Here is a 26,488-nt window from a genome sequence, read left to right as displayed (position 1 = left end):
CATCGCGGCGTTGCCGACGGCAACAACTTCGCATGCAGTCGCACTTCGGCCCTCAGAGTTGGCGCAGTCGCACCTCGAGCGTGCCGATGATCATCTGCTCGGTCGCTGGGGCCCCGCGGCCCGGTTCGAGCTGCGTCACCGCTCCGTCAGGGCCCACGAGCGAGACGCCGTTGGTCGAATGAAGATCTTCGATCGACCAGTCCTCTCCCGCGCGGCGGAGGCGGGCGTGCGACTTCGACGTGGTGCGCGTCGGGTCGCTCACCTGCAGCACGCTCGAGGTCTCGCGAGCCTCTGGCTTGCGGCCGATCACGATGTCGTCACCTTCGAGCTCGAGGGTTTCCCCACCGGGCAGCTCGAGCCCCCAGCGCGTGCGACGCGAGACGACCACCGTGTGATCCTCGTCGAGCCCGCCAGCCGCGCCGGGCGGTGGCGCGACGGGGGCCGCTGCGACGGGAGCCGCGGGCGGTGCAACGGCGTCGACCGACTGCGCACCGAGCACCGGTTCGGGAAGATTCGGTATCGCGATGGGAGGGACCGGCTCCGGCACGCGAGTCGGAGCCGGCGCCCCCGCCGGCGATTCGACGCGCGTCTCAGGAGTGCCGACGTTAGCGGGAGTATCCCGGTCGAAGATGGAGGGCTCTGGGGCAGCGGGCGACGGCGGAGCAGGCGACGGTGCTGCAGGCGACGGTGCTGCGGGCGTCGGTGCCAACACCGGAGGTTCTCCATGCCCCGGAGCTTCTGCAGGCCCCGCAAGGTGTGCAGGTTCTGCAGGAGCGACCTGCGGCGCGTCGGCCGGAGCGTTCGACAGCGCCGCTGCTGAAGGCTCGGGGAGCATCAGTGGACCCGACTCGTGCTCGACGTTGCGCTCGACGTTGGTGTCTTCCACTGCGGGCCAGGAGAACGGCCGTGGTGGCGCCACCCCGCCGAGCGGCGCCGGCGGGCGGGGGGCAACCCCTTCGGCCGCCAGTCGCTCGAAGTCGCCCTCCGTGGTATTGCTGAAGCCCCAGTTGTTGGCGACGGGCGCCTGCGCGGGAGCGTCCTGCTGCCACGAGGCAGCAGGGCCACCATGTGGAGTGGGGGCGGGCTGCTGCTGCCACGGGTCTACCGGAGCACCGGGCTGGATCGGAGCACCGGGCCCGCCGGGTCCCCCCTGCGCCGCGGCCCACGGGTCCTGCGCCGCCGCGTGCTGCTGAGGCACGGGGGGCAAGCCCTGCCAGGCCTGGTCGCCCTGAGCCATGCCACCAGGCTGGGGCGCGAAGCCGTGTGCGTCATACGCGGGCCCCGCCGCTGCATCGGGGCCGCCACCGCTCTGTGCATACGCGCCACCGTGCTGCACATACGCGCCACCGCCCTGGGTATACGCACCGCCGTCCTGCGCGAACCCTCCGTCCGCGTAGCCGCGGGCGTCGAACTCACGATCCCGCAGTTGCCCGCCGAAGAGGGTCGCCCACAGCGGCGGGATGAAGGCGCCGAGCACGGTGAACCCCGCCCCCTTGCCGAACTCCGTGTTGATGCGGTGGATTGCGATGATCGAGACGACGAGGGCGACGATGCTCAGGCCGGGCACGATCATGAACAGTGCCAGCCAGCCCGGCAAACCGCCGCGCTGAATGAGCTGCCACTGGTTCCAGATAGGGATCCACCCCCACCCCGAGGGCAGGCCGAGGTAGGGAAAGAGCCGCGAAAGCGACCAGAGGTACCAGATATAGACTGCGAGGCCGACGAGCGACCAGACACCGAAGACGAGGAAGAACCCAGCACCGAGCTGCGTCGAATTCTCGTAGACCATGAATCACTCTTTTCCGTTGGGCGACGTGCAGCCGGGCGACCGATGCGCAGCAGCGATACGTCTGACAGGCTACCGTTCTGAGGCGTAATCGAGAATCCCGGGCATCACGGCTGATCCGCTGCGGCGTCTTGGGTCGATGGCGCATAGGCGAGCTGCACGACCTGATACCCGCGCGCTCGCGACATGACTTGGGCGCGCCCCGGAGCGCTCGGAATAGCTTTGACCTTACCGATCAGCTGCCCCTCTTCGGGATTTCCGCTCAGCAGGATGCCGGTGACGCCGAGGTCGGTCATTCCCTGCAGGATCGGATCGTACGCCGCGCGCGATGCACCGCCCGAGCGTCGGGTGACGATGACGTGCAGCCCGAGATCTCCGGCCTGGGCGAGCAACTGCGCGAGCGGGGCCGCCGGGTTGCCCTGCTGGGTGGCCACGAGATCGTAATCATCGATGAGGATGTATCCCTCGGCACCCGTCCACCAGCTGCGGGAGCGCAACTGATCGGCGGTGACATCGGGGCCGGGCAGACGAGCGCGGAAGAACTCGACCAGTTGGTTCACCGCACCGGCTGCTTGCTCGGCGGTGGTCAGGTAAGCGCCAAGGTAGGCCTCGGGTATCTCGCCGAGGTGGGCGCGCCGGTAGTCGATCATGAAGATGCGCGCCTCCCCCGGTTCATACCGTCGCGTGATCTCGTGCACGATGCCGCGCAGCATCGCCGACTTGCCCGACCCGGAGTCGCCGTACAAGAAGAGGTGCTGCTCCCGTTCGGGATCGATGCCGACCGGGGCGAGTTCTGCCTCGTCGAGCCCGAGCAGCAGGTGCTTGGGGTTGGCCGCCGGGTGCTCGCGCAATTCGCTGAGCGGCAAGCGCTCGGGCAGCAGGCGCAGCTTCGGACCGTGTTCGCGCTGCCACGCGCTGCTGACCTTCGCGACGAGGTCGTCGACGCCATCGACGAGAGTATCCGCCGCGGTATCCGTGTCGATGCGGGGCAGCGCGGTAAGCATCTGCAGACCGGCAGGATCAAGGCCGCGCCCTGGGAGCGCGGAAACGTTCGCCGCCGCCCGCCGATTGACCTCCGAATCCGAGGCATCGCCGAGCCTCAGCTCGATGCGCCCGCCCAGGAGATCTTTGACGTTCGGACGAATATCGAGCCAGCGGCTCGCCGTCAGCACGATGTGCACTCCGAAACTCAGGCCGCGCGCGGCGAGCTGCTGCACGGGCGCTTCGAGCGACTCGTAGTCGCTGCGGAGCGTCGCCCACCCGTCGATGACGAGGAAGATATCGCCGTACCCGTCGTCGACGATGCCCTGCTCGCGCCGTGAGCGGTAGGTGTCGATCGAATCGATGCCCTGGGCGCGGAAGTACGCCTCACGCGCGTTCAGCAGTGAGGTGACCTCGGCGACCGTGCGGCGGATGACTTCGGGCTCGCCTCGAGTCGCGAGCCCGGAGAGGTGGGGCAGATCGCGGAGACCGGCGAAACTGCCGCCGAAATCGATGACGAACACCTGCACCTCGTGCGGCGTGTGCGTGAGCGCGAGGGCCGATACGAGCGTGCGAGCGGCCGTGCTCTTGCCGGAGAGCGGAGCGCCGACGATGGCGACGTGGCCGGCTGCGCCGGAGAGATCGAGTGTGAGCACATCGCGACGCTGATACAGCGGCACGTCGACGATGCCGACGGGCACGACCAGACGCCGGTGCTCTCGCCACCGCGGTGCGTGCAGGCCGAGTTCGTAGCTGACCGCGAGTTTTCCGAGGAGCTGGTCGAGTGTAGCCGGCTCCTCGAGCGGAGGCAGCCACACCGGATGCGCTGCTGGGCCGATGCCCGACATGCGAGCGACGGCGAGTTCGAAGGTGCTGCGGGTCTCCTCTGGCTCTGCAGACGCGAGTTCCTCAGCGCGACGCTCGGCCTCGGCGGTGGCCCTCGCCGCTTCATCAACCGGGTCGGTCAACTGCTTCGCGGCCGCGGTGAACGGCGTGATGCGGATCGCGCCCGGTGCCACAGAAGCAGCGTCTCCCGACGCATTCGCACGGCGCGCGGGCGGCGGGCCGGAGACGTATGATGCGCGGAACTGCGTCAGATTTTCGTCGCTGCCGACCTTGAGGAGGCCACCACCCGGCTCTTGCGGCAGGTGGTACGCGTCGGGCACGCCGATGACGGTGCGCGATTCGGCGGCGGAGAATGTGCGCAGGCCGATGCGATACGAGAGGTGCGTATCGAGCCCCTTCAGCCGCGATTCTTCGAGGCGCTGCGAGGCGAGCAGCAGGTGCACGTGCAGCGAGCGGCCGAGGCGGCCGATCGCCACGAAGGATTCGATGAACTCGGGCTTCGCGCTCAGCAGCTCCGAGAACTCGTCGGCCACGATGAGCAGCGCGGGCAGCGGCGGCAGATCACTGCGCCCGTTCTTGCGCGCTTTCTCATATTCGCCGACGTTCACGAAGTTGCCAGCCGAACGCAGCAGCTCCTGGCGCCGGGTCATCTCCCCCTGCAGGGCGTCTTGCATGCGGTCGACGAGGCTGATCTCTTCGCCGAGGTTCGTGATGATCGCCGAAACGTGCGGCATGTCTGCCATGCCCGCGAACGTCGCCCCGCCCTTGAAATCGACCAGCACGAAGTTCAGCTGCTCAGGCGAGTGGGTGAGCGCGAGCGAGAGCACGAGGGTGCGCAGCACCTCCGACTTCCCCGAGCCGGTCGCGCCGATGATGAGGCCGTGCGGGCCCATGCCCTGCGATGCCGACTCCTTGAGGTCGAGGATCAGCGGGGCGCCGTTCGTGTCCTGGCCGATCGGCACGCGCAAACGGTCGCGTTCCGGCAGATAGCGCCGCTGCTGCTCGAGGTCGAGGTCGCGCACGTCGGGCAGGCTCAGCAGCTCGAGCAGCTCCTGCTGCCGTTTGCTCGCCCGGGAGACCGATCCGGCCCCGCCGCCTTCTCGATGCAGCGGGGCGAGCCGTCGCGCGACGGCTTCAGCTTCGACCAGGCTCATATCGTCTGGAGTGATGGTCTGCGCCTGGGTGCGCCCTTCGGCGACCTCTGCAGTTGCGGCGCCCACGTACACGCGAGCAGTCGACGAGTCGTCGTTGTCGTCCCAAGTGCTCGGAAGATCGAGCACGGTCACTCCCTGCAGACCGCCCGCGAAGACCGAGTCGCTCGGCGGCACGCTCGCCCCGTCCACGACGACGAGCAGATGCGGGCCCGAGTCGGGCGCCACTCCTCCCGGCGAGAAGCGCGGACGCTCACGGAGGTCTGCCGGCAACATGCGCAGCAGCGTGTCGAGATCAGAACCGATCATGCGGGCCGGGCCGAGCGAATCGCGCAGGCGGGTCGACTGCGCGTGCGGCAGCCACTTCGCCCACTCCCAATGCGGGAGCGACTCGGGCCCGGCGGCGATCACGATCTGCAGGTCATCAGGGCTGTGCAGAGCTGCGAGGTGGGAGATCATGCCCCGGGCGAGGCCGCGAATGCGCTCGACGTCATCGCCCACGAGCTGCACGTTTCGGTAGTGCGAGATGCGCACATACGTGGGAAGATCCGGCTGCATTTCATGGGTCGCGAGAAATCGATGGGCGGCCGTCGTCGCAACGGGATCGAGATCGGCGATCGGCGGCAGCTCGGGCGCCACGAGCGTCAGCGCGAGTGGCTGCTCGCAGGCGCCCACCCGCACCGTGAGGAAGTCGTCATCCGCTGCCGAGCGCTCCCACACCCGCGTCCCGTCTTCGACCAGATAACTCAGTGTCTCGGGGGCCGGATACCGCCAATTGCGTTCTCGTCGCTGAGCCTTGGCAGCCGTGCGCACGGTGTCGCGCAGATCGGTGAGGTACGCGAGGTACTCACGACGAGAGCTCAGAATCGACGCCTGCCGCGTCGCCCGCTGCCGCCACCCGTTCACGAAGACGAATCCGAGCGCGGAGATGAGGAACATCCCTCCGGTGATCCATCCGGTCGGACCGGCGTTGCTCACGGAGACCATGATGATCGCGCCGACGCTGCCGAGCAGGGGCGTCGACCAGGGAGAGATCCTCACGCTGACGCGAGGCCAGCTCGTCGCGGTACCGCGACGCTACGACGACGTGGTTGAGGCCGTCATCGATGCGACCAGCGCGCACCACACGGCGTGGCGCCCCGAAGACGCCGCTCGCACGGCGACCGCGGTCAGCCTGACGCTCGTCGCACTCAGCGCGATCCTGCTCGCCCTCCAACCGGCGACCACGTACCTTCCGGCCATCATCGCCGGGGTCGGCACCCTCGTGCTGCTCGCCCTCACCGCCACGCTGTGCCGCCTCCGCCAGCAGGAGGCCGGCCTGGGGTTCGGTCTCGCCGCCGCCGCGTTCGCCGGGCTGACCGGGTATCTCATCGCTCAGAACCAGCCGCTGTGGGGTTTCGCGCTCGCCGCAGCCGGGCTCGGGATGATGGCGGGCGGGGGCGCGGCGCTGCTGCTCGCGAAGAAACCGGCCGAGATGCTGCTGCTCCCCATCGCACTCGGGCTCGCGGTCGCCATTCCTGCGGGTGTCGTCGGGATCACGGGCGTCGATCCGTCCGGCCCATACGCGGTCATGGTCGCATGTGCCGGGCTGCTCGCCGGAGCACTCCCCTGGCTCACGCTCAGCAGTACGCGGATTCGCGTCATCTCGCCGATGACGGAGACTGAGATGTTCGATCCGCCGCCACCCGTCGATCCCGATCGCGTGGCCGCCCGCATCGATGCGGGGCACCGTCTGCTCGTCGCCCTGCGCATCGCCTTCGCGATCGCCGTACTCGTCGCAACTCCGGTGGTGGCGAGCGCCAGCTGGATCGGCACCGTGCTCACCCTCATCTGCGGCGCCGTGCTGATGTTCCAATCGCGCCAGTCGGCACGACGCGCCTCCGTCATCGTGCTCCTCGCCGGGGGCACCGCGATCCTCGCCGTCGCCGGCGTCTCCGCGATTCTCTCTCACCGGGAGCAGGCGCCCATGCTTCTCGCGGGATTGCTCATCGCGACCGGGCTCGTGTCTGGGCTCACGCTGCTGAGTTCACGGGCGCGCATGCGCATCACCACGCTGGGCGACACGATCGAAGTCATTCTGCTGGCGCTGCTGCTGCCGCTCGGCGCCATCACCGCGGGGCTCGCGTAAGCCGTGGCGACCAAGAAAGACCTGCTCGAGGCGCAGAATTTCAGCAAGGCCCGACTGCTGTCGGCGTTCATCGGCGGCGCGCCGGGCGGCAAAGAGCTCGAGCCGGCAAAGCCGCTGCGCGCGGTATTCGCCGGAATCGCGCTGACCGCCATGGTGATACTGGCGGGCGTGTTCATCGGGCTCATGCAGCCGAAGCTGCCGAGCGGGTGGGAGAACAATCGGCTCATCGTCGCCAGCGATACCGGCGCGCGGTACATCAGCGTTGGTGGCGAACTGCACCCCGTCATCAACACGGTCAGCGCCCGCATGGCGATTCCCGAAGGCGAATTCAGCGTTGTGACGGTGAAGCAGGGCGCACTCGAGGGCATTCCGATCGGCGGCACCGTCGGAATTCTCGGCGCGCCAGACACCCTGCCAGAGACGAGCCGCCTCGACGGCACCGGATGGGCCGCGTGCGCCACCAGCGGCGCGACCTCGGTGCACGTCGGAGACCAGCGCATGCAACCGGCAGCCGATGGCAGTGGCATCGTGGTGGAGCGCGATGATGAGACGTATGTCGTCTCGGGGGGCACGAGCTACCTGGTTGGCGAGCAGGATCGCACGGCCGTGCTCCGAGCCATCGGTCTCGACGCGGCTGCGCCCGTCGAAGTACGCGGCGAATGGCTCGCGCTCTTCGCGCGGGGCTCCGATCTGAAACCGCTCGCGTTCGACGGGCGCGGCACCATCGACGGGGTCGATCTGCCAGCCGGTTCGGTGATCCGGCCCACCGGCGGTGGCGATGCTGAGCGCTACCTGCTCACGGCAGACGGATCACTGGCCCGGATGAGCGATCTCGCCTATCGCCTGTACCTGCTCGGCGGCGGATCGGGCGCGCTCGGCGACGAGGTCGAGATCAGCCCCGCCGAGATCGGGGCTCTGCCCTCGGCCGATGCGGCGGGCGCCGCCGATTGGCCGCAGCAGATTCTCGCCCCTGTCACCGGGGCAGCGGCACCGTGCGCAACGTTGATCGGGGATGCGAACGAGCAGCGCACCACGCTTGCGGCAGGCGGCTCGGCAATCGATGCCGCTGACGGCGCAGCCGAGGCCGACGTCACCGACACCGGCAACACGCGAGTCACCGTCACGGAAGACGGCGGAGCGCTCGTGCGCAGCGGCTCAGCGGGAACGCTCGCACTCATCGACGGCGGCGGCACCGCATACGCGGTTCCCGGAGACGCGGCGACGGGCGCCGCACGACTCGGCTACACGGCGAACGACATCACCACCGTTCCCGCGCCCTGGATCCAGCTGCTGCCCGCGGGGCCCGCGCTCACGCCTGAAGCCGCAGCGGCGACCCCCGAGGCGCTGTGAGCATGAGCTGGAGGAGTATGCGGCCCGGCGTCGCGAGTTGCGACCGGCATGCTGATCGCACCGATGTCACCAGGCGCAGACGGGTTCGACGCATCAGTGCGCTCGCAGTCGCCTCTGCGGTTGCTGCCGGACTGCTCGCGGTAACTCCCGACGTCATCGCCCCGGTACGCGCCTCCGCCGCCGAGGAGTGCGGCGTCGGCGTCATGGCACGCCTTCCGGGGCCGCCGAGCGCGTTCACCGCGATGGGGTGGACGCCCCAGGGCACCGCGGAGACCGGATCCACCGCCCCCACCGGCGCCGGCGTCACCGTCGCCATCATCGACTCGGGCGTCGACGTATCGCGCCCGCAGCTCGCCGACGCATTCGCGCCGGGAAGCACATCGCTGATCGCAGACGGAGAGCGCCCCGACGGGCTCGGCGATCCTCAGGGCCACGGCACCGCGCTCGCCGGCGTGATCGCCGCGCGCCCTACCGAGACTTCGGGGGTCGTCGGACTCGCACCCGACGCGAAGATCGTATCGCTCCGCATATTCCGCGGCACCGACGAGGAGAGCGAACAGGCCGGCTTCGGGCCCGATGCGGAGCGCTTGGCGCAGGCGATTCGCAGCGCTGCCGACCTCGGCGCGCAGATCATCGTTGTGGCGCTCAGTGACGACGTCGACACCGCCGCGCTCCGAGACGCGACGACCGAGGCGGCCGCGCGGGGCTCGCTCGTCGTCGCCAGCGCGGGCAACCGCAGCACCACAGAAAACACTGAGGACTCCCCGCGGTTTCCCGCTGCCTATCCCGGAGCGCTCGCGGTGACCGCGGTCGATACGAGCGGACTGCCGACCTCCGATTCGATACACGGGCCGCACGTCGAGGTCGCGGCCCCGGGGCAGGACGTACTCACGACCTCCACCGGAGGCGGGGACTGCCGGTATGCGCCGGACGCCCCGTCGTCGAGCTTCGCGACGGCCTACGTCGCCGGTGCGGCGGCGCTGCTCGCCGAGCAGTTCCCTGCTGAGGGGCCGGAGGGCTGGGCGTACCGCCTGGAGGCGACTGCAGCGCGCTCCGATCCCGATGCGCGCGACGACCAGGTGGGATGGGGCGTGATCCGGCCCGCCGCTGCGCTCGACCTGCGCCCCGATTCGACCACTCGCGGCCCGACGAGTCCGTTCGCCGACACCAGCGACGCGGCATTCGCGACGAGCAGCACCCGCCTCACCCCCGAGCCCACCGAACCCGGAAACGCCGCGTTCGTCACCGCGATCGCCGTCGTCGCCGCCGGTCTCGTGTCGCTGTTCGGACTCGGCGCGACCCTGCGCCGCCGCCACTCGTCGTAGCGGCGCGCACCCGCCCCGCCTGCCCAATCTGAATCGGGGTCGGCGCTGGTGGGCGGGGCGGGCGTCAGGTGAACGCGAGCACGGCGACTGCCCAGAGCCCGCCGATCGCGACGACCAGGCTGCCTGCGAAACCGGCGACAGCGACGATGCCGAAGCGACGATTGGCGCGCGCAGTCGATCGCAGCGCCGAGCGTTCCGCTGCTGGCGGTGCCGGCCGGGATTCGGGCGGCGGGCCGAACCGGGAGTCCATCTCTGCGCTTGCCGCCGCACGGCGCCCTGCGCGTGTCGACGTGATCACCGGCAGCGCTGGGCTGACGCCCCGTCGCGGGAGCGCGTGGTCGGGTGCCGAGGTCGGGGCCTCGGGCACTCGATACCGCGCATCGAGCGGCGACTTGAACATGCGCGCCGCGAGCTCGGGAGGGAGTTCGAGCGGTGCCGGCTCATCAATGGGAGGAGCCGGGTTGCGCGACAGGCTGTTCGCCACTGCAGCTGGAGCTGGCGCCACTGCGGGAACCACCGTCTCGTCGCTCGGCGCCGGCGCATTCGGCCGCGGCGTCACCACCGTCTCGTCGCTCGCGTCGGCCATCGCCCGCCGCGGTGTCACCACGGTTTCCTCGTCCGGATCCTGCGGGCTCTGCGACTCATGCTGATTCCGCAGGTCTCGCGGATCCCGCTGATCACTCATCGCCCACGCCTCGGCACGGTGGCAGTCAGCGTGAGGTCGTTCTCGCTCTCGGTTGCGACACTCGAACCGGGGTCGGCGCTCACGTGCCACGCCGCGCCGCCCGCAAGCACGTCGACCACGAGCACGGTGATGTTGTCGCGCCCGCCGGCCTCGTTCGCGCGATGCACGAGCTCCTCGACCACGGCCTCCGGCTGCCCGCCCATCGTGAGTGCGGCCCGCAATTGATGATCATCGACCTCGGTTGTGAGCCCGTCCGAGCAGATGAGCAGACGCGAGCCGTCTTCGACGGGCAGCAGCCAGCTGTCGGCGGTCGTGTCGGCCGACCCCAGGGCGCGGGTGATGACGTTGCGACCGGGCAACGCGTCGAGCCTCGCACCGCCAGCGATCATCTCGTCGCGCAACGAGTGGTCGACGGTGACCTGGTGCAGTTCGGCGCCGCGGTGCAGGTAGACCCGCGAGTCGCCGACGTTCAGCACTAGCCAGCATGCCCGCCCCTCGTGTCGCACGAGCACGGCGCCGGTGAGCGTGCAACCCGCTCCTCGCTCGCGATCGGCGGCGACCTCTCCGACGGCTGTACGCGCGGCGTCGAGCGCGAGGCCCACATCGCGCACGGTCGACAGCTCGCCGGGTCGAATCACTGACGCGAATGCCTCCACGGCAGCGCGACTCGCCTCATCGCCCGCCTCGTGCCCGCCCATACCATCGGCGACGAGGTAGCTCGGAAACTCGGCGAGCGCCGAGTCCTCGTTCACCGATCGCTGCATACCCGGATGCGTGCGCACGGCGGCGCTCACCTCTAGCGCGTTTCCGATTCGCATTATCGTCCTCCTGCGATCAGGCGCCGCTTCGGGCGCCCGACTCGTCGTGTACGTACCCGGGGCAGCAGCGAGCGCAACGAATACCGGGCGCGCAAGCGCTTCCAGAATCCGAGTTTCGCCCGGCGCGTCGCCAGTTCTTCATCGACCAGCGCCCACAGCTGATCAGCGTCATTCCCGTCGATACCCTCGCGAGAATACACCGCACGGTCGACGGTCCACGCGACCCAGGTTCCCGAAGGCACGTTCAGCTGCTCCATGACGTCACGGCGACTGCCTGCCTCCGCAGCGACGCCGCCCGTATCGGCGAAGCCGTCGATGAGCTCGTCCCAGGCACCGAGCGCGCGCTCCTCCGCAGAGGTCGCGGATTGCCGCCGCTTCCGTCGCACCCGTTTCGCCACGGGGATGAACAGCACGGGCAAGGCGAGGAGCACGAGCGCCAGCAGCGACAAGCCGATGGCGCGCAGCACCGGCCAGAGCGCGGCGAAGGCGTCGCGATCCGGCGTTTCGGCTGGCTCATTCGCGTCTCCGCTGGTGCTCGAGGGCGGGTCGGCCTGGCTCGCGTCGCGCTCCTCCGGAACCGACGGGAACTCGGGCAACTGCTCGCCGCGTTCGAGCGTGCTCGGCGGTGTCTCGACCTGCGGGCTCGCATCGACGGGAGCCCACCCACCCCCGTCTCCGCGCACCTCGATCCACGCGGCGAGGTGCTCGCCCGTGCACATCTCGGTGCAGGCAGGAACTCCCGGCACCCCGGCGTCCTCGCCTCCGTAGCGCACCCCCAGCACCACGCGCGAGTCGAAGCCCATGGCACGAGCGATGAGCGCCGCCGCCGCCGCGAATTGCTCATCGTCGCCGATTCCCGCGACGAGCGCACGATCATCTGCACCGTCACCGGCGGCGCGCTGCTGCTCGTTCAGCTGCGCGAAGAGTGCTTCGAGACGGGCGATCGAGTGCCCGCCGGCGCTCGCGATGAACTTCGTGCCGTACTCCTCCGACGCGGACTCGAGCCAGTCGCGTTCGCCCTCTCCGTCGGTGAGGGAATGGCTCAGGTATCCACGGTCGCGCAGTCGCTGGATCGCCTCGAGGAGTCCATCCATCGTCGTCGGCAGCCGCTGCGTGTTCAGCCATTGCGCGAGCTGCGGGGTGCGTTCGAGGTCGATCAGCGGCGCGTCTTGCACCGGATCCCCGGCGGGATCGGCGCCGGCCGTTGCGCTCATCTTCGCCGTGTACCCGTCGCCCGGCCGCACTCCTCGACCCCCGGGCACCGCGATGGCCGCCCAGCTCGACCGATTCAGGTAGAAGGCGTCGCCGAGCGCGCCGGATCGCGTTCCCTCGAACGTGGGCGGCGCCGCCAGCGGTGGCGCGATCGGCAACCAGATCCCGTCGTATCCCTCCGCGATCTCGACGGAGACGTCGACGGGATCGGTCACGGGTTCGCCACTCGGGAACCGGGTGAAACGCCCCTCCGGGCCGTCCTCCACGAAGAAGTCGACGCCGTCGTAGCCGTCGAGTACCGCCATGCGCAGACGCTCGGGAGCCGCGCCGTCGCTCCGCACCGAGAACATCGGGGCGGCGAAGGCGGTATCGCGTTTCGAAGCGCGGTACCCGGCGAGGGGGCTCGTCTGCTCACGCACCACGAGCTGAGGATCGACGCGATCGCGGGGTACCTGACGATCGGCGTTCGCGAGCGGAGCAACGGCAGCTCCGATGCCGAGCGCGACGAGGGCGGTCAGCACGGCGCTGACGGCGCGCACCGCTGCATTGCGACGAACGCCGACTGCACCCTCTCCCGGCTGCGTGGAGCGGCCGAGACGCAGCGCCCGACGGCGACCGATACCCGACGACCACGCCACCCAGGCCGCCCCGGCGACGCAGACCACCGACCAGAGGGCGAGCTCGCGCGGTGCGGTGATCGTCAGCGGCCCGATGTCGATGGGCGTGCTGACCCCAGACGACCCGAAGGTGACGCCGAACCCGACCGGGATGAGCGCGGGGATCGCTGCGAATGGCGCGACGCGACCGCCGCGCAGTGCCAGGGCGGTGCTCATCGCGGTCGACCCCATCGCCACGAGCAGCCATGGCACCATGACCGCCTGATAGGTGCCGACGGGGAGCGTGAGCGTGAGCAGCTGCTTCCACCCGAGGGTCACGGTCGCCAGGCCGTCGATGAGACCGCTGACGAGCTCGACCGGCCCGGCGCCCAGCGCACTCGGAACCGAGAGCGGCACGACCACGACGACAAAGGCCGCGATGAGCAGGGCGACGCTGCCGACGCCCCAGCGCATGCGCCGCCCCATCCAGATGATGCCGAACGCCAAGGCCCAGGCCACTCCGCCGACGACCCAGACCCACGGGGTGCTGTAGATCGGCAGAGCTGACAGGGCGCCGGCGGCGACTGCGACGGCGCTGAGCAGTGCGGCTCCGACGAGGAGCGCCGGGCTGGTGCTCGTGCGGCGAGCCCGTGCGGGGCGCCGCGCTGCTGCCGCACGCTTCGGCTTCGACGAGCGATCGCGCACGGCTGCCGCACCCCGCGAAGCTCGACGCGGACCGGGTGGTGTGGCGATGCCGCTCACGACAGGCCTCCTCGCACCATCAGCTGCGGGAGATCCCCGATCGCGCCGACGGTGAACATGGTGCAGTTGTCGACGAGGTGGGCTGAGGGATCAGCGAGCACTTCTGCCCGAACCACGAGTACGCGTACGTCTTCGGAGAACGCTGCGGCGGCGCGGCGCAGCCGTGCCGGATCCGGCACCGAACCCGTGACAACCGCGACGATCGACAGCGGCCGCCGCGACTCGGCCAGGCCGCGGGCGAGTCGCTCAATCGGCAGCGCGTCTTCTGCGGGCTCGAGCTCGGCCCAGGCGTCCAGCAGCTGAGCGGGCGTGCCAGATGGGAGCTCCTCGAGGCCGTCGATGCTCGGGCGTATGCGCCCCGGCGCCCACTGCGAAGCGACGAAGCGCTCGCGCCCCTCGCGCACCGCCTGGAGGCCGAGAGATGCTGCGATGCTCACGCCGAGTTCGAACTCATCGTCGCTCGCGTACTCCGTGCGAATGGCATCGAAGAGGATCGCGGCGCGAGCCGTCTGCGACTCCTCGTACTGGCGCACCATGAGTGTTCCGGTCTTCGCAGTCGACTTCCAGTGCACGTGGCGCATGGCGTCGCCGCGCACGTACTCGCGCACGGCGTGGAACGAGAGGTCAGAATCGGTGAGGCGCCGGCTCGCCGCGCCTTCGAGATCGCGCACGAGCCCTGCCGATCCCTGCGGGAGTCGCGCCGTTCGCGGGTGCACGTGCACGAGGTGCCGGTCACGCCACGTGATCTCGCGGCGCACCAGACCGAGCGGATCGCGGCGCGCGAGCGTGAGCGGACCGACCTCGATGACGCCGCGCGACACCGCGGGAATGCCCACCGGAACCGCCGCCGTACCCCGAGGCCCGATGAACGGAATGGGGATCTCGCGCAGCGCCTCACCGACCGGCAGTTCGGCAGTAGCCGGAAGCGCCGGGCGCGCGCCCGAATTCTCGACTTCGACTTGGAGTGCGACTTCTCCCCCCGCGACGACTCGCAGCCGATCGACCGTGATGCGAATCAGGTAGGCGCGCGAGCCGATGAGAAATGGGAGCCCCACGAGCAGCAGCACCCCGAAGCCGATCGCGACGAACCACGCCTCGACCCAGCCGAGCGTGATTCCGAGCGCCACCGAGAGCACGGCGACGCCGAGCACGAAGTAGCCCGTCGGCGTGACGGTTTCCCTGACCCGGCGCCACTGTCGCCGCAGGCGGCGACGGTTGCGGCGCCACCAGCGGCGCGCCGCACGACGGCGGCGTGTGCTGACGCGCCCCGTTCCCTGCACGGTGTCGCCGAACCGCGTCGAGGTGCTGCCGCGCGTTCCCGTCCCGGTGTTCGATACCGGAGCTCGCGAGGTATCGAGACTCACGCGGTGCCGTTCTCCTGCGGTGCCGCGATATCGAGCATGATCTGACCGAGGATCTGGGCCGCCGTGACGCCGTCGAACTCGGCCTCGGGCTCGAGCACGAGGCGATGGGTGAGCACGGGCATGGCGAGGTCGCGCACGTCATCGGGAGTGACGTAGTGACGTCCGTTCGCCGCGGCCCACGCCGACGCGAGACGCACGAGCGAGAGAGCACCGCGCACGCTGGCGCCCAGGCGCACCTCGCTCGCGCGGCGGGTGGCCTCGACGAGCCGCACCGCGTAGTCGGCCACCAGCGGGCTGACGTGCACGCGGCTGATGAGCTCTTGCGCCTGCGTGACCATTCCGGTGCTCACCACCGGCGAGAGCGGCACCTGCTGCGAACGGTCGCCCTGCAGGATGCGCGTCATCGCCGCCTGGTCGGGATAGCCGATCGAGGTCTTGACCATGAACCGGTCGAGCTGGGCTTCAGGCAACCGATAGGTGCCGGCCTGCTCGACCGGGTTCTGCGTGGCGATGACCAGGAAGGGGCTGCCCACATCGTGGCTCGTGCCGTCGACGGTCACGCGCCCCTCCTCCATCACCTCGAGCAGCGCCGACTGCGTCTTCGGGCTGGCGCGGTTGATCTCGTCGGCGAGCACGACGTTCGCGAAGATCGGCCCCGGGTGAAACTCGAATGCACCCACGCGCTGGTCGAACACGGTGATGCCGGTGATATCGCCTGGCAGCAGGTCGGGCGTGAACTGCACGCGCGAGGTCGTTCCCTGAATCACCTGACCGAGTGCGCGAGCGAGCGCGGTCTTACCCGTTCCCGGCACGTCTTCGAGCAGCACGTGACCGCCCGCCAGCGCGCACGCGATCACGAGCTCGACCACGCGGCGCTTGCCGTGAATCGCCTGCTCCATAGCGTCGGCCGTAGTGGCGAACAGCTGCGCGACCCACTGCGCCTGGTCGGGCGTGATGGCGTGGGCTGCGGTCTGCGGCTGGGAGGTCATGCGGCTCCTTCGGCGGGGCTGATCGAATCGTCGTGCGTGCGCGCGGGCATCACTGATTTTCGGGCGGAGTCTCGGGATCTGCTTCGCCGTCGCCCGGGTCTGGCCGTGTTGGCACCGTGCAGATCGGAACGTTGATCGTCGCGGCGTTCAGCTGATACGGTCCACTCCAAGATATGGTCACTGGCATTTCCGCGCCCGCTTGGGTTCCCGCAAGCAAGCGGGCGTTCTGCGGATCTGCACCGGTGAAAGTGAACATCTCGCGCAGCTCGGACTCGTTCGGGGGGTTCGACGAGTCGTAGCAAACCGGATCGGGCTTCAGCTCGATCGTGATCGGATTCGGCGCGTTCCGGGATTCGACCGCCGAGCTCGGCGAACAGCTGCCCCCGTCATTCGGGTCGCCGGCGCACTGCATCACCGTCATCCCGGGGGCGAACACGAAATTCGCGTCGCCAGTGTTGCTGAAACGCAGCTCTGCTCCATCAGCCTTCGTGATCTCGAGGGCGACGTCGTTGCCGTTCCGCACGAAGTCGTAGGTCGCCCTCGCGCCATCGACGACAGGATCCTTGGCGATCGTGAAGCGCACGGTCGGAGCGTCGAGTTCACGGCCGATGATGGTTCTGTTGGTCTCAGCGATACTCACGCCGTAATCGCTCTGCATGCACGCCCGTGCGTGATACCACCGGTACTTCTGCAGGTCGGTGAAGGTCGATGAGCTCTGACCGCCGTCGGTGCAGCTTCCAATGCTCTGCGACACACGTGCGATGGCGTAGCGCGTTGAGACGGCCTCACCATTGTGCGCTCCCTGCGCGTCGAGACCGACCGCAGCCGTCGTGTCGCCAGTGCTCGTGAGGGAAGCGCTCGCGAGTCGCGGAGCGCCGATGACGAACCCGTCGCCCTGCGCTGAGGCGCCCGTGTTCGAGCCGCCACCGATCTCGGGGACGTCGAACCTCGTGACCGGAGTCACCGTGAACGACACTGGTCCGACCGGAAGCGCCGTGTACTCACGGCTGCCCTGGTCGCCCTCGATCGTGCCGCCGTCGGCTCCGCGGTACGAGATCGCGAATTGACGCGTGTCGCTCGAGCCAGAGACGGAGAGGCGCACGCCGCCGGTCGACTGATCCGTGTTCCCGGGATTCTTGATCGATTCGACGGTGACCTTCGGCGCCGCCGGGGCCTGGTAGGCCCACGCGGTCACCGCAGTCGATGCCGCGGAGGATCCGACGTCGTTCACCGCCACCGCGGTGAACTCGTGCTTCTGGCCATTCGAGAGCCCACTGGCGACGCATTGGAAGGAGGAACCGCCAACGGCGTTGCAACTCGACGATCCGCCGCCCGAGAGGTTGACGCCCGACACGTCGGGGTGGGCCTGGCGGCCGCCGAGCGTCACGGTGAAGCTGGCGCTGTCTGCCGTGTACCCGGTCTGCTGAATGCTGGGACGACTCGGAATTCCCTGCGCGTCGAACTCGATGACGCCGTCGCCGGTGCGCCCCTGCGCGTCGACCACGGTGAATCCCACGCGGCACGTGCCGCCGATCTCGGGCCCTCCCGGCCATGAGACAGAGACGCTTGAATCTCCCACACGTGTGAAGCTTCCGTACGAACATCCGGCGCCACTCACGGCCGCGAGCTTCAACCCGCCCCCGCTCTTACCGGCGAAGGGGTCATGCTCCCCCGCGACGCCCACGAGTTCGGCGCCGCAGTCGCCGCCGACCGTGCACTGGAGCGCGACGGTCGCGCCCCGCGGCAGATCTCGCGGGGCCTGCCCCACCCGCAGGGTCAAGGGCGCGCGAGACTCGCCTGCGCCGCTCACAGCCACCGACACCGATTCCTGGCTGCCCGGCACCGCATCGGCCCGAGCCTCGACCGTGAGCGACCCGCCGCTCTGCGACACCGTGAACAGCGAACTGCCGCCAGAGACGTCGAACCGAAGCTTCGACACGTCCCCTTCGCGCCCGCCCTGCCACGAGATCATGTCGACCAGAGCGATCTCCGCGCTTGCGCCGGGATCGATGGTGCGAGTGAGCGGCGCGGCCTGTGCCGACGGGGCGTCTGGCACGATGACGATGGGCACGGGAAGCGTGGTCCACGCCTTCTGGCCGTCGAGCCTCGCCTGCATGAAACAGGTGTCGTTCCACGGCGCCTCGCGCCCGGCCGAATACCGCAGCCGGTCGCCCGAGACCGGTTCGCACGTGGCCTGTGCACGACCGACGGTGTACGGTTCGCGGCGTAACTCGACGCGATCGTCAGGGCCGCTGTCGACCAGGTCGCGCACGGCGACCTCCTGCTGCTCGTTCTCCTCGACCTTGACGGGCTGCAGGTTCGGCTTGAGCGTCAGTCGCAACTCGTCGAGCGGCGGCACCATGAGCAGCCCGTACGACGCGACGTCTTGGCCAGACGCATCGGTGCCCGACAGCTTGAAGACGACCGTGTCGCCGCCAGCCCGATACTCGCCGGAGATCTTCGAACCAGCTGCCCGATACGACTCGTTCGAGCCTGCCCAGAGCGAGAGTCGCAGCGTCGAGACGTCGCCGGTCGCCCAGCGCACCTTGTCGGTCACCACATCGACTCCGCCGGCGGCGAGTTCAGCCCGGTCGCGCACGTTCAGCACCGTGTCGGTGATGGTCGGCGCCTGCGCTCCGACACGTTCTGAGGTTTGCACGACGATGAGCCCGTCTGCAGTACTCTTCGTCGCCTCGGAGCGGATCGTGTACCGGTATGAAACGGTGCCCAGGTCTGCGCCCGGTTGCACCGAAACCCGCCCCTCAGCGAGCTTCGACAGGTCGAGTCGGCTGGCGAGCTGCTTCGCTTCGCTGCTGTTCTCGCCCCCGACGACGTTCGGCACCACCGACTCGATGGTGAGCTTGCCCCCGGCGGGGTCGATGTCATTGTCGAGCGGCCGCACCACCGCGGGGTCGCTCTTCGGCGTGAGGCGCAGATAGTCGGTCGACGCGATGATCGCGCTCGATTCGGCGGTCGGCACGACGATGACGGTGAGCTCGCCTGTTCCCAATCCGCCCTGAGGATCGCGTACCGTGTACGTCAGTTCCACGGCGCCCGCAGTAGCGCCCGCCGCAGCCTCGACGACGACACCGTTGCCCGCAGGATTGATCGTCGCCGAAACGCCGGCCTCAGCGTCGCCGTCGACGCTCACGAGACGTACGCGGTCACCGTCGGGGTCGACGCCGGAGAGCGGCACCCGCACCTGCGCCGTCGCTCCCGGGCTCACCCGCGCGGTCACCGAGGTCGGCTCAGGGTCGCGATTCGAGCCTTCGGGCAGCACGGTCACGATGACGGAGCCGACGTCGCCTGCGGCAGGATCACTGGCGCCGAACGCGGTGTAGCTCAGTCGGTAGGTTCCGGCCTGCTTCGGGGCGAGGTAGCGCAGCACGTTGCCGGATGCGAAGGCGAGCTCGCCCTTCGTTCCCGAGCCGACGATCTCGGGGTCGAGCACCAGTCGCTCACCGGGCGCCGCGACATCGTTCTCGAGCACCCGGATATCGACGACCGAACCGGCCCGCACCGTGGCGGTGTCGGCAACGGCGATCGCTCCGGTCGAGCCGGTGTCTGGCACTTGGAAGACGGTGAGCTGGCCTTGCGCCCGGGCCTCTCCCTCGGCGACGGTCACATCGATGGCGCCGATACGACCGGCACCACCGTCTGCAGTACTGCCGGCGACCCGCACCTGTGCATGGTCGATGATGTCGGCCTGTAGGTCACCGTCGGCCACTTCCACGCCAGCCACCGCGAGCGAGCGAGAAGCGGCTCCGGGAATCGCGTCGAGTATCTCCACCGTCGCGTCGGTGAGGGGCCGCACGAAGGCGCGGAGCGCGGGCAGTGCCAGCGGCGGCCCTGCCGGAGTTGCCGTCACGCGGAGCTGCCCCGTGATCTCGCCGCCGGTCACGGTATCGCGCACCGTCACCGTCACCGTCGCCGTGCCCGCAGTAGCGGCTTCCACGTCGACGGCACCACTCGTGGGTTTCGGTGTCACGCTCACCGTTCCGCTCGGATCGGTGGCATCGAGCAGCGCGTACGAGCCCGATCCGCCCGCCACGCGGTCGAGTGGGCGCACCGTGGCCGTGCGTCCGACCTGCACGGTCGTCGCAGTCGCGGTGAACTCGGGCGTCGCACTCGGGTCGACCACCAGGGTCAGCTCGCGCTGCGATTCCTCTCCCCTGCCGTCGCGCACGGTGACGCGCAACGCAATGTCTGATGCGCCGGCGTTGGGGTCGGTGTGTCGAATGCCGAGTCGACCGTCTGCCGTGACGATCGCCCGTACCGGATCCTCGGAGCGCATGGCCTCGGCCGCGGCGAGCGTCATGACATCGCCTTCGGGATCGACCCAGCCTTCGAGAATCGGGTACACGAGCGTGCCGCCCGGCGCGATCGCGGGTACCCGCCACTCGCGCTGGCAGCCCTCTACCGGGCACCATGCCGGCGCCGTATTGGTGTCATCGCCGATGACGGTGAGCGTGACCTGCGCCGGCTCCGAAACGAGTCCGCCATCGGTGATGCGATAGCTGAACGTTGCGCTGCCGCTCGCCTCCGCCGCGGGTTGCACGGTGAGCGATTGCCCGTCGGGCATGAGCTGCAGTGTGCCGAATGATTCGGGCAGGCTCTGCTCGCCGAGCGATTCCGGCACGATCGTGAGCACATCTCGCTTGTTCGCGTCGTAGTCGTTGAGCAGCACCGGAACCGGAGCGGGTTCGCCCGCGCGCACGCCGAAGGCATCGTCGACCGCGGTCGGGGCAACCTGTTCAGTGACGTCTTCGACCACCACCGTGCCGCGATCCTCTTTCGGCGGGTCAGAGATGGTCCACTGAGACAGCGGAATCAGCTCGCCGCCCGGCAGCGTCCACAGCATGCCGGTGCGCATCTCGTTGAGCACCCCGCGCTCGCCATTCGATCGGATGACCGGCAGCAGGTCGCCCGACTCGCGAGCCGAGTCGTCGATGATGAGCGGCTTCTCACCCTCCTCCGAGGTCCAGAGCGCTCCCGCGTTCTGCCCGATCCATGCCGCATACGCGACGTCGCCGACGTACACGGGCTGCGCAGGCGTTCCCGTGGTGTCGACCACGCGCTCCGATGCACCCTCGGCGTCGACGACGGTGAGCCCGCTCGTATCAGCGACGAGCACCCGTCGCCCGTCGCGTGTTCCGTCTCCCCCGCTCGCCTGCAATCGAGCCGAGCCGTCGAGTTCGAGCGACGCCGTCGCACCGCCCTCGCGCCAGAGCTCACCGGATTCCGGATCAAGCAGCACCCAGTCGCCCGCGACGAGCGCCAGCTGCGGGGAGGGCGCGTCTCCGGCGCCCGCCGGCACTTCGGCCGCCCCGCCGATGAACTCTCGGCTCACGGCGTCGTATTCGCGCACCGCGTCGTCATCACCGGAGAAGAGGGCTAGGCGGCCCGACTCGGTGAGTGCGATCGCCGTGGCGCGGTACGACGATCCACCGTCGACGCTGTCGGTTTCCGCTTCGAGCTGCGCGGCATCGCCCGCTTCATCATCGGCAAGCGGATCGACGCGCACGAGCGAGCCCAATCGGGATTCGAGTTCGGCGATCGCTTCGTCGTCTCCGGAGAGATCGGCAGAGCCGAGGGATCCGCCAGCCCCCGAGGCCGTCGAGTCCGAGGCGATCTCACCCGCGTACACGGCGCCCGACTCCGTGCGCACTGCGACGAAGCGACCGGCGCTCACCACCTCGCGGGTGCCGTCGGGCAGGCGCACCGCCGACGCGGCGCCGCCAGCCGCGTCCGCCTCTTCGTCGGACTCGGTGGCGGCGACGGTGGAAGCGGGCTCCGCCTCGGTCTCGTCGCCAGTGGTCTCGTCGCCGGCGGCCGCATCACCCGCCGGCGCACGGTCTCCGAGATCGACCGGATTGCCCGCGTCGAGCGGCCACGCGCGACCATTGCCGTGCGAGAGCACAGCGGCGCGTTCGCCCGACTGCAGCACGCCGCTCGGATCAGCGACCTTGCGCACCAGATCCAACTCGCCGGTATCGGTGTTCACGCGGGCGTACTGCCCCGCTTCGCGCGCGACCCACACCCCGGGCTCGGCACGCGGCGTCTCGCGCGCGTCGTACCCGTTCGCGATCACCGCGACCGTGGCAATGAGCGCACACGACACGACGCCGGCGATCCACCATTGCAGTCTGCGCAACCCTGAGCGCCCCTGGCCCGATGCCTGGCTCACCCGGCACCGCCGCTCATCGCCCAGAGCACGCTCGCAGCGCCTGCGACGACAGCGAGCGCGATTCCCGCTCCGATCATGCCTGCGCGCCACGGCGAGGTCGGCCGATCGAGAATCAGCCCGTCGTCGTCGGTCCCGCGCCGCTGCGCGAGCATCTCAGCACGCGCCTCGGCGCGCGTCACGCGCCCCACCGTACTCACGACGGGGCCGCGCGTGCCGGCCGGCACGGCCTCGGACCGCGGCAACCAGGCCTCTGCGACGATCTCGAGCGGAGTCACGTCATACCCGAAGGTGCGCTGCAGCTGCTGCAGCGCTTCGCCGAACTCGGCCATGGACGCGTAACGCTCGTGCGGGTTCTTGCGCAACGCGCGCGAGATGATCTCGTCGAAACGTTCGTAGCCCTGCGCGCCCGGGATCGCCTGGTAGAGCGCCTTCGAAATGCGCTCGGTGAGCTTCGATCGCGAGTTCTGAGCGCGGTCGGCGAGTTCGAATGGCGACCGGCCTGCTGCGAACGAGTAGAGCGTCGCACCCAGCGACCACACCTCGGTCGCGACGCTGCCCGTGCTCTGCAGCCCGACGACCTCTGGCGCCGACCAGGGAATCGACATCGCCATTTCTCCGTCGAGCTCGCGCCTGCCGAGCACCTGCGCGATACCGAAATCGGAGAGCGCCGGGCGGCCGAGCGTCGTGAGCAGCACGTTCGAGGGCTTGATGTCGCGGTGCAGCACGCCGGCTCGGTGCGCCGTCTCGAGCGCGCCTGCGATCCGCACGCCAGCATCGAGCACATCGCGCAATCGCGCCGGCTGCCCCTTCGTGAGAGCCCCCATCGACGCCGGGCAGAATTCCATCGCCAGGTACGGGTGGCCCTCGAGCGAAATGCTCGCTTGATAGATGGACACCACCGACGGGTGGCTGCTCAGGCGGGCCATGACATCGGCCTCGCTCTCGAACACCTCGCGAAGCTCTTCGACCGCTGCGGTGCCCTTGGCGGCTCCGTTCAGCACCTTCACCGCGACCAGGCGGCGCGGCATGTCTTGCTCATAGAGAAACACCTGGGCGAAACCGCCCGACCCGAGCGGGCGCACATAGCTGAACCCCGGGATCGAGGGAGCGCCCACCGGCGCGCGGTCAGCCATGCGCTGCTCCCGAGGCGATCGCGCCGCCCTGCTGCATTGCGCGTCGGAGCACGGCAGCGGCTCGGGAACAGTGTGTCACGTGAATATCCTAAACGAGGCGGCGCGGTCTGCAGACCGTATCCACAGGCACGAGGCTGCCTCGGAGCCGCCGGGCTGATCCTGCACCCGAAAACGCATCAGCCCCCGACCGCATGGCGGCCAGGGGCTGATGACAGCGTTCTGCTTACAGACCGGAAACGTCGAGCGGGATGCCCGGGCCGAAGGTCGTCGAAACGGCGCCCTTCTGCACGTACTTGCCCTTTGCCGACGACGGCTTCAGACGCGAGATCTCGTCGAGCACCGAGTTGATGTTGTCGGCGAGCTGCTCGGCCGTGAACGATGCCTTGCCGACGATGAAGTGCACGTTGGAGTGCTTGTCGACGCGGAACTCGATCTTGCCGCCCTTGATCTCGGTCACAGCCTTGGCTGCGTCCGGAGTCACGGTGCCGGTCTTCGGGTTGGGCATGAGGCCGCGGGGGCCGAGCACCTTACCCAGACGACCGACCTTGCCCATGAGCTCGGGGGTCGAGACAGCCGAATCGAAGTCGGTGTAGCCAGCGGCCACCTTCTCGATGAGCTCGTCGCCACCGACCTCGTCGGCGCCGGCTGCGATCGCTGCCTCAGCAGCAGCGCCCACCGCGAACACGATGACGCGTGCGGTCTTGCCGGTGCCGTGAGGCAGGCTCACGGTGCCGCGAACCATCTGGTCCGCCTTGCGGGGATCCACACCGAGCTTGACGGCGACCTCGACGGTCGTGTCGGTCTTCGTGGAACCGGTCTCCTTGGCCAGGGCGACTGCCTCGGCGGGAGTGTAGAACTTGTCTGCCTGAATCTTCTCGGCAGCGGCGCGGTACGCCTTTGACTTCTGTGCCATGTCCGATGCCCCTTACTCGACCGTGATGCCCATGGAGCGAGCGGTGCCCGCAATAATCTTCGCCGCAGCGTCGATGTCGTTCGCGTTGAGATCGGCCTGCTTCTGCTCGGCGATCTGGCGAACCTGCTCTGCGGTGACCTTCGCGACCTTGACGGTGTGCGGAGTGCCGGAGCCCTTCTGCACGCCTGCCGCCTTCTTCAGCAGCTCGGCTGCCGGCGGGGTCTTGAGAACGAACGTGAACGAACGGTCCTCGTACACGGTGATCTCCACCGGAACGATGTTGCCGCGCTGGGATTCCGTCGCAGCGTTGTACGCCTTGCAGAATTCCATGATGTTGACGCCGTGCTGACCGAGCGCCGGACCCACGGGAGGTGCGGGGTTGGCTGCACCGGCCGGGATCTGAAGCTTGATCAGACCGGTAACCTTCTTGGCCTTTGCCATGATTGTTTCCTTTCCATCGAACCCGCACGGTGGTGCGAGCTCTCCCGCGAGTCCGGCCGTTCCGGATGCGGTACTCGTCTGTGTCGACGCACGCCAGGGGCGTTCGCAGACGCAAACCAGGTAAGTCTACCCGATGATGCCGGATCGCGCACGCGCTCCCGCCGTCGGCGGCTCCCGCCGCTCCCACGCCGTCCACGGCAGTCGCCCCGGCTCACACGGTGAAGTCGACCGAGTGCCAACCCGTGGCGCCGTTCGGCGCCGGTGGAGCCTCCGCCGAGGTCTGCGTGTATCCCGATGCGTCGGTGGCCCGAACTCGAGCGGTGTGTCGTCCCGGAGTGGCCGACCATGGGAGCGTCCACTGCACCCACGTGTCATCGGAGATCGCGGTGGCGAGGGTCGCCTGCTGCCAGTCGCCGTCGTGCACCTGCACCTCGACCCCGGCGATCCCGGTGTGCTGCGCCCAGGCCACGCCGGCGATCGCCACCGTGTCTCCCGTTGCTTTCGCCCCGGAGCGCGGAGTGTCGATGCGGGAGGCGGTCTTGATCGGCCCGAGCTCCGACCAACCGCGCGGCGTCCAGTACCCCTCCGCGTCGGCGAACCGGGTCACCTCCAGGCGCGTGACCCACTTCGTCGCAGAAACGTATCCGTAGAGGCCCGGCACGATCAGCCGCGCCGGGAATCCGTGCTCGGCGGGGAGCGGCTCGCCGTTCATTCCGACCGCGAGCAGCGCGTTGCGGTCGGGATCGGTGAGCGCCTCGATCGGGGTGCCCGCGGTGAATCCGTCCGGGCCGGAGGAGAGCACCATGTCGGCGCCGCTCGCGACTCCCGCTCGCTGCAGGAGCTCTCGGATCGGGTACCCGAGCCAGGTCGCATTGCCGATGAGGTCGCCGCCGACGGTGTTCGAGACGCAGGCGATCGTGGTGATGTGCTCCTCGAGCGGCAGCGCGAGCAGCTCATCATAGGTGATGGTCATCGGAGTGTCGACCATGCCGGTGATCTGCAGCTCCCAGGCCGACGGATCGATCCTGGGGACCTGGAGGGCGATATCGATGCGATAGAAGTCCGCGTTCGGGGTGATGAGCGGGCTGATTCCCGTTGCGTCGAGGCTTGCGGCTGCCGGAACGGCAGGGGCCGCCTGCGCCGGGTTCGGCAGCCGGATCGCCGATCGCACGGCGGTGTAGGCGGCACTGCTGGCATTCTTCACTCGAGCCCCGACACCGATGACGATAGCGGCCGCCGACGTTGCGCCCACGAATAGCAGGAAGCTGCGTCGCTCCAGCTTCGCCGGGTCATTCTTGCGGTGCACGGTGCCCGCGGTTTCGAGCTGCATCGCGGCCCCACCCCAGGCCAAAGCCCGCGGCCGTCCGCGGTGCAGCACCCAGAACCCGGCGAACGCGCCGATCACGGTCGGCAGCGCCCAGAGGAACGTGGCCTCGGTGCGGGTCAGGATCGCGATCAGTGCGACGGCCGAGACCACCCCGAGCACCAGCACGCCCGTCCAGCGTCGGGCCAACTCGGCGATTCCCGCGATCACGGCGAGCGCCAGCAGCACGATACCGAGAATGACGAAGAGCGCCACCTTGTCGGCCGTGCCGAACAGGCTGATCATGGTGTCTTTTACCCAGCTCGGGGCGAGATCGATCGCGAGCGAGCCGACGGCGAAGAGCGGTGACGAGCGGGCGTTCACGAATGCTGCGACCAGTTCTGCGACGCCGAGCACCGCGAGTGCCGAAGCGACACCGAGCACCGCAGCAGCGACTCGTGTGCTCTTCCTGCCTGACTGCATGTGCTCACCGTAACGACGCAACATGCAAAAAGCCC

At 69.3% G+C, this 26,488-nt stretch carries 15 protein-coding genes; 3 read left to right on the top strand and 12 right to left on the bottom strand.

All coding sequences use genetic code 11. The annotated features are described in order from the left end of the window. Positions 1 to 52: 52 nt before the first annotated feature. Both AB0O71_RS00285 and eccCa read right to left on the bottom strand, forming a co-directional pair. Positions 53 to 1,789 carry a DUF5684 domain-containing protein gene (locus tag AB0O71_RS00285; protein WP_363740575.1) on the bottom strand — a complete coding sequence of 579 codons (1,737 nt, stop codon included), beginning with the start codon at positions 1,787 to 1,789 and terminating at the stop codon, positions 53 to 55. Between the two features lie 104 nt (positions 1,790 to 1,893). After that, positions 1,894 to 5,742 (bottom strand): type VII secretion protein EccCa, encoded by a 3,849-nt coding sequence (gene eccCa, locus AB0O71_RS00280; protein ID WP_363740572.1) that lies wholly within the window; start codon positions 5,740 to 5,742, stop codon positions 1,894 to 1,896. Here eccCa and AB0O71_RS00275 point away from each other — a divergent pair. From AB0O71_RS00275 to AB0O71_RS00265, 3 genes are read left to right on the top strand one after another with little or no spacing between them, the layout of a single operon-like run. Then, on the top strand, positions 5,711 to 6,892 hold the full coding sequence (locus tag AB0O71_RS00275; protein WP_363740569.1) for a type VII secretion integral membrane protein EccD: 1,182 nt from the start codon (positions 5,711 to 5,713) through the stop codon (positions 6,890 to 6,892). The two genes, eccCa and AB0O71_RS00275, sit on opposite strands and share 32 nt — an antisense overlap. Positions 6,893 to 6,895: 3 nt before the next feature. Then, a complete protein-coding gene (eccB, locus tag AB0O71_RS00270) occupies positions 6,896 to 8,242 on the top strand; it encodes a type VII secretion protein EccB (protein WP_363740565.1) in 1,347 nt (448 codons plus the stop codon). 2 nt (positions 8,243 to 8,244) lie between these two features. Next, positions 8,245 to 9,567 carry a S8 family serine peptidase gene (locus tag AB0O71_RS00265; protein ID WP_363740562.1) on the top strand — a complete coding sequence of 441 codons (1,323 nt, stop codon included), beginning with the start codon at positions 8,245 to 8,247 and terminating at the stop codon, positions 9,565 to 9,567. A gap of 64 nt (positions 9,568 to 9,631) precedes the next feature. Here the strand turns inward: AB0O71_RS00265 and AB0O71_RS00260 are convergent, their stop codons facing one another. The 10 genes from AB0O71_RS00260 to AB0O71_RS00215 all read right to left on the bottom strand — a co-directional run bounded on the left by AB0O71_RS00260 (position 9,632) and on the right by AB0O71_RS00215 (position 26,453). Beyond that, positions 9,632 to 10,252 (bottom strand): hypothetical protein, encoded by a 621-nt coding sequence (locus tag AB0O71_RS00260; RefSeq protein WP_363740559.1) that lies wholly within the window; start codon positions 10,250 to 10,252, stop codon positions 9,632 to 9,634. Then, on the bottom strand, positions 10,249 to 11,070 hold the full coding sequence (locus tag AB0O71_RS00255; RefSeq protein WP_363740557.1) for a protein phosphatase 2C domain-containing protein: 822 nt from the start codon (positions 11,068 to 11,070) through the stop codon (positions 10,249 to 10,251). Before AB0O71_RS00255 ends, AB0O71_RS00260 begins: the two co-directional genes overlap by 4 nt. Further along, on the bottom strand, positions 11,070 to 13,640 hold the full coding sequence (locus AB0O71_RS00250) for a transglutaminase domain-containing protein (RefSeq protein WP_363740554.1): 2,571 nt from the start codon (positions 13,638 to 13,640) through the stop codon (positions 11,070 to 11,072). The genes AB0O71_RS00255 and AB0O71_RS00250 overlap by 1 nt, the downstream gene beginning before the upstream one ends. Next, entirely contained in the window at positions 13,637 to 15,004 is a 1,368-nt protein-coding gene (locus tag AB0O71_RS00245) for a DUF58 domain-containing protein (RefSeq protein WP_363740552.1), read from the bottom strand. The genes AB0O71_RS00250 and AB0O71_RS00245 overlap by 4 nt, the downstream gene beginning before the upstream one ends. Then, a complete protein-coding gene (locus tag AB0O71_RS00240) occupies positions 15,001 to 15,993 on the bottom strand; it encodes a MoxR family ATPase (RefSeq protein WP_363740550.1) in 993 nt (330 codons plus the stop codon). Before AB0O71_RS00240 ends, AB0O71_RS00245 begins: the two co-directional genes overlap by 4 nt. Positions 15,994 to 16,042: 49 nt before the next feature. Further along, positions 16,043 to 22,180 (bottom strand): Ig-like domain-containing protein, encoded by a 6,138-nt coding sequence (locus tag AB0O71_RS00235; protein WP_363740548.1) that lies wholly within the window; start codon positions 22,178 to 22,180, stop codon positions 16,043 to 16,045. Then, positions 22,177 to 23,313 (bottom strand): serine/threonine-protein kinase, encoded by a 1,137-nt coding sequence (locus AB0O71_RS00230; protein ID WP_363740545.1) that lies wholly within the window; start codon positions 23,311 to 23,313, stop codon positions 22,177 to 22,179. The genes AB0O71_RS00235 and AB0O71_RS00230 overlap by 4 nt, the downstream gene beginning before the upstream one ends. A gap of 223 nt (positions 23,314 to 23,536) precedes the next feature. After that, positions 23,537 to 24,226 carry a 50S ribosomal protein L1 gene (gene rplA, locus AB0O71_RS00225; protein WP_090146657.1) on the bottom strand — a complete coding sequence of 230 codons (690 nt, stop codon included), beginning with the start codon at positions 24,224 to 24,226 and terminating at the stop codon, positions 23,537 to 23,539. A 12-nt stretch (positions 24,227 to 24,238) separates the two neighbouring features. Then, complete coding sequence (gene rplK / locus AB0O71_RS00220; protein WP_010156073.1) at positions 24,239 to 24,667, bottom strand: 50S ribosomal protein L11; 429 nt, start codon at positions 24,665 to 24,667, stop codon at positions 24,239 to 24,241. Positions 24,668 to 24,878: 211 nt separating this feature from the next. Next, the gene (locus tag AB0O71_RS00215) at positions 24,879 to 26,453 is read right to left on the bottom strand and encodes a molybdopterin-dependent oxidoreductase (protein ID WP_363740542.1); all 1,575 of its coding nucleotides are present in this window, start codon (positions 26,451 to 26,453) and stop codon (positions 24,879 to 24,881) included. Positions 26,454 to 26,488 lie beyond the last annotated feature (35 nt).

The organism is Leucobacter sp. NPDC077196, from assembly GCF_040687075.1.
Taxonomy (GTDB): Bacteria; Actinomycetota; Actinomycetes; order Actinomycetales; family Microbacteriaceae; genus Leucobacter.
This window is presented reverse-complemented; position numbering and strand designations above follow the sequence as displayed.

What these genes read in the sequence shown, in the direction of transcription:
- AB0O71_RS00285 (WP_363740575.1), bottom strand. Translation starts at nt 1,789, where the DNA reads ATGGTCTACGAGAATTCGACGCAGCTCGGTGCTGGGTTCTTCCTCGTC.
- AB0O71_RS00265 (WP_363740562.1), top strand. Translation starts at nt 8,245, where the DNA reads ATGAGCTGGAGGAGTATGCGGCCCGGCGTCGCGAGTTGCGACCGGCAT.
- AB0O71_RS00260 (WP_363740559.1), bottom strand. Translation starts at nt 10,252, where the DNA reads ATGAGTGATCAGCGGGATCCGCGAGACCTGCGGAATCAGCATGAGTCG.
- AB0O71_RS00255 (WP_363740557.1), bottom strand. Translation starts at nt 11,070, where the DNA reads ATGCGAATCGGAAACGCGCTAGAGGTGAGCGCCGCCGTGCGCACGCAT.
- AB0O71_RS00240 (WP_363740550.1), bottom strand. Translation starts at nt 15,993, where the DNA reads ATGACCTCCCAGCCGCAGACCGCAGCCCACGCCATCACGCCCGACCAG.
- AB0O71_RS00230 (WP_363740545.1), bottom strand. Translation starts at nt 23,313, where the DNA reads ATGGCTGACCGCGCGCCGGTGGGCGCTCCCTCGATCCCGGGGTTCAGC.
- rplA (WP_090146657.1), bottom strand. Translation starts at nt 24,226, where the DNA reads ATGGCACAGAAGTCAAAGGCGTACCGCGCCGCTGCCGAGAAGATTCAG.
- rplK (WP_010156073.1), bottom strand. Translation starts at nt 24,667, where the DNA reads ATGGCAAAGGCCAAGAAGGTTACCGGTCTGATCAAGCTTCAGATCCCG.
- AB0O71_RS00215 (WP_363740542.1), bottom strand. Translation starts at nt 26,453, where the DNA reads ATGCAGTCAGGCAGGAAGAGCACACGAGTCGCTGCTGCGGTGCTCGGT.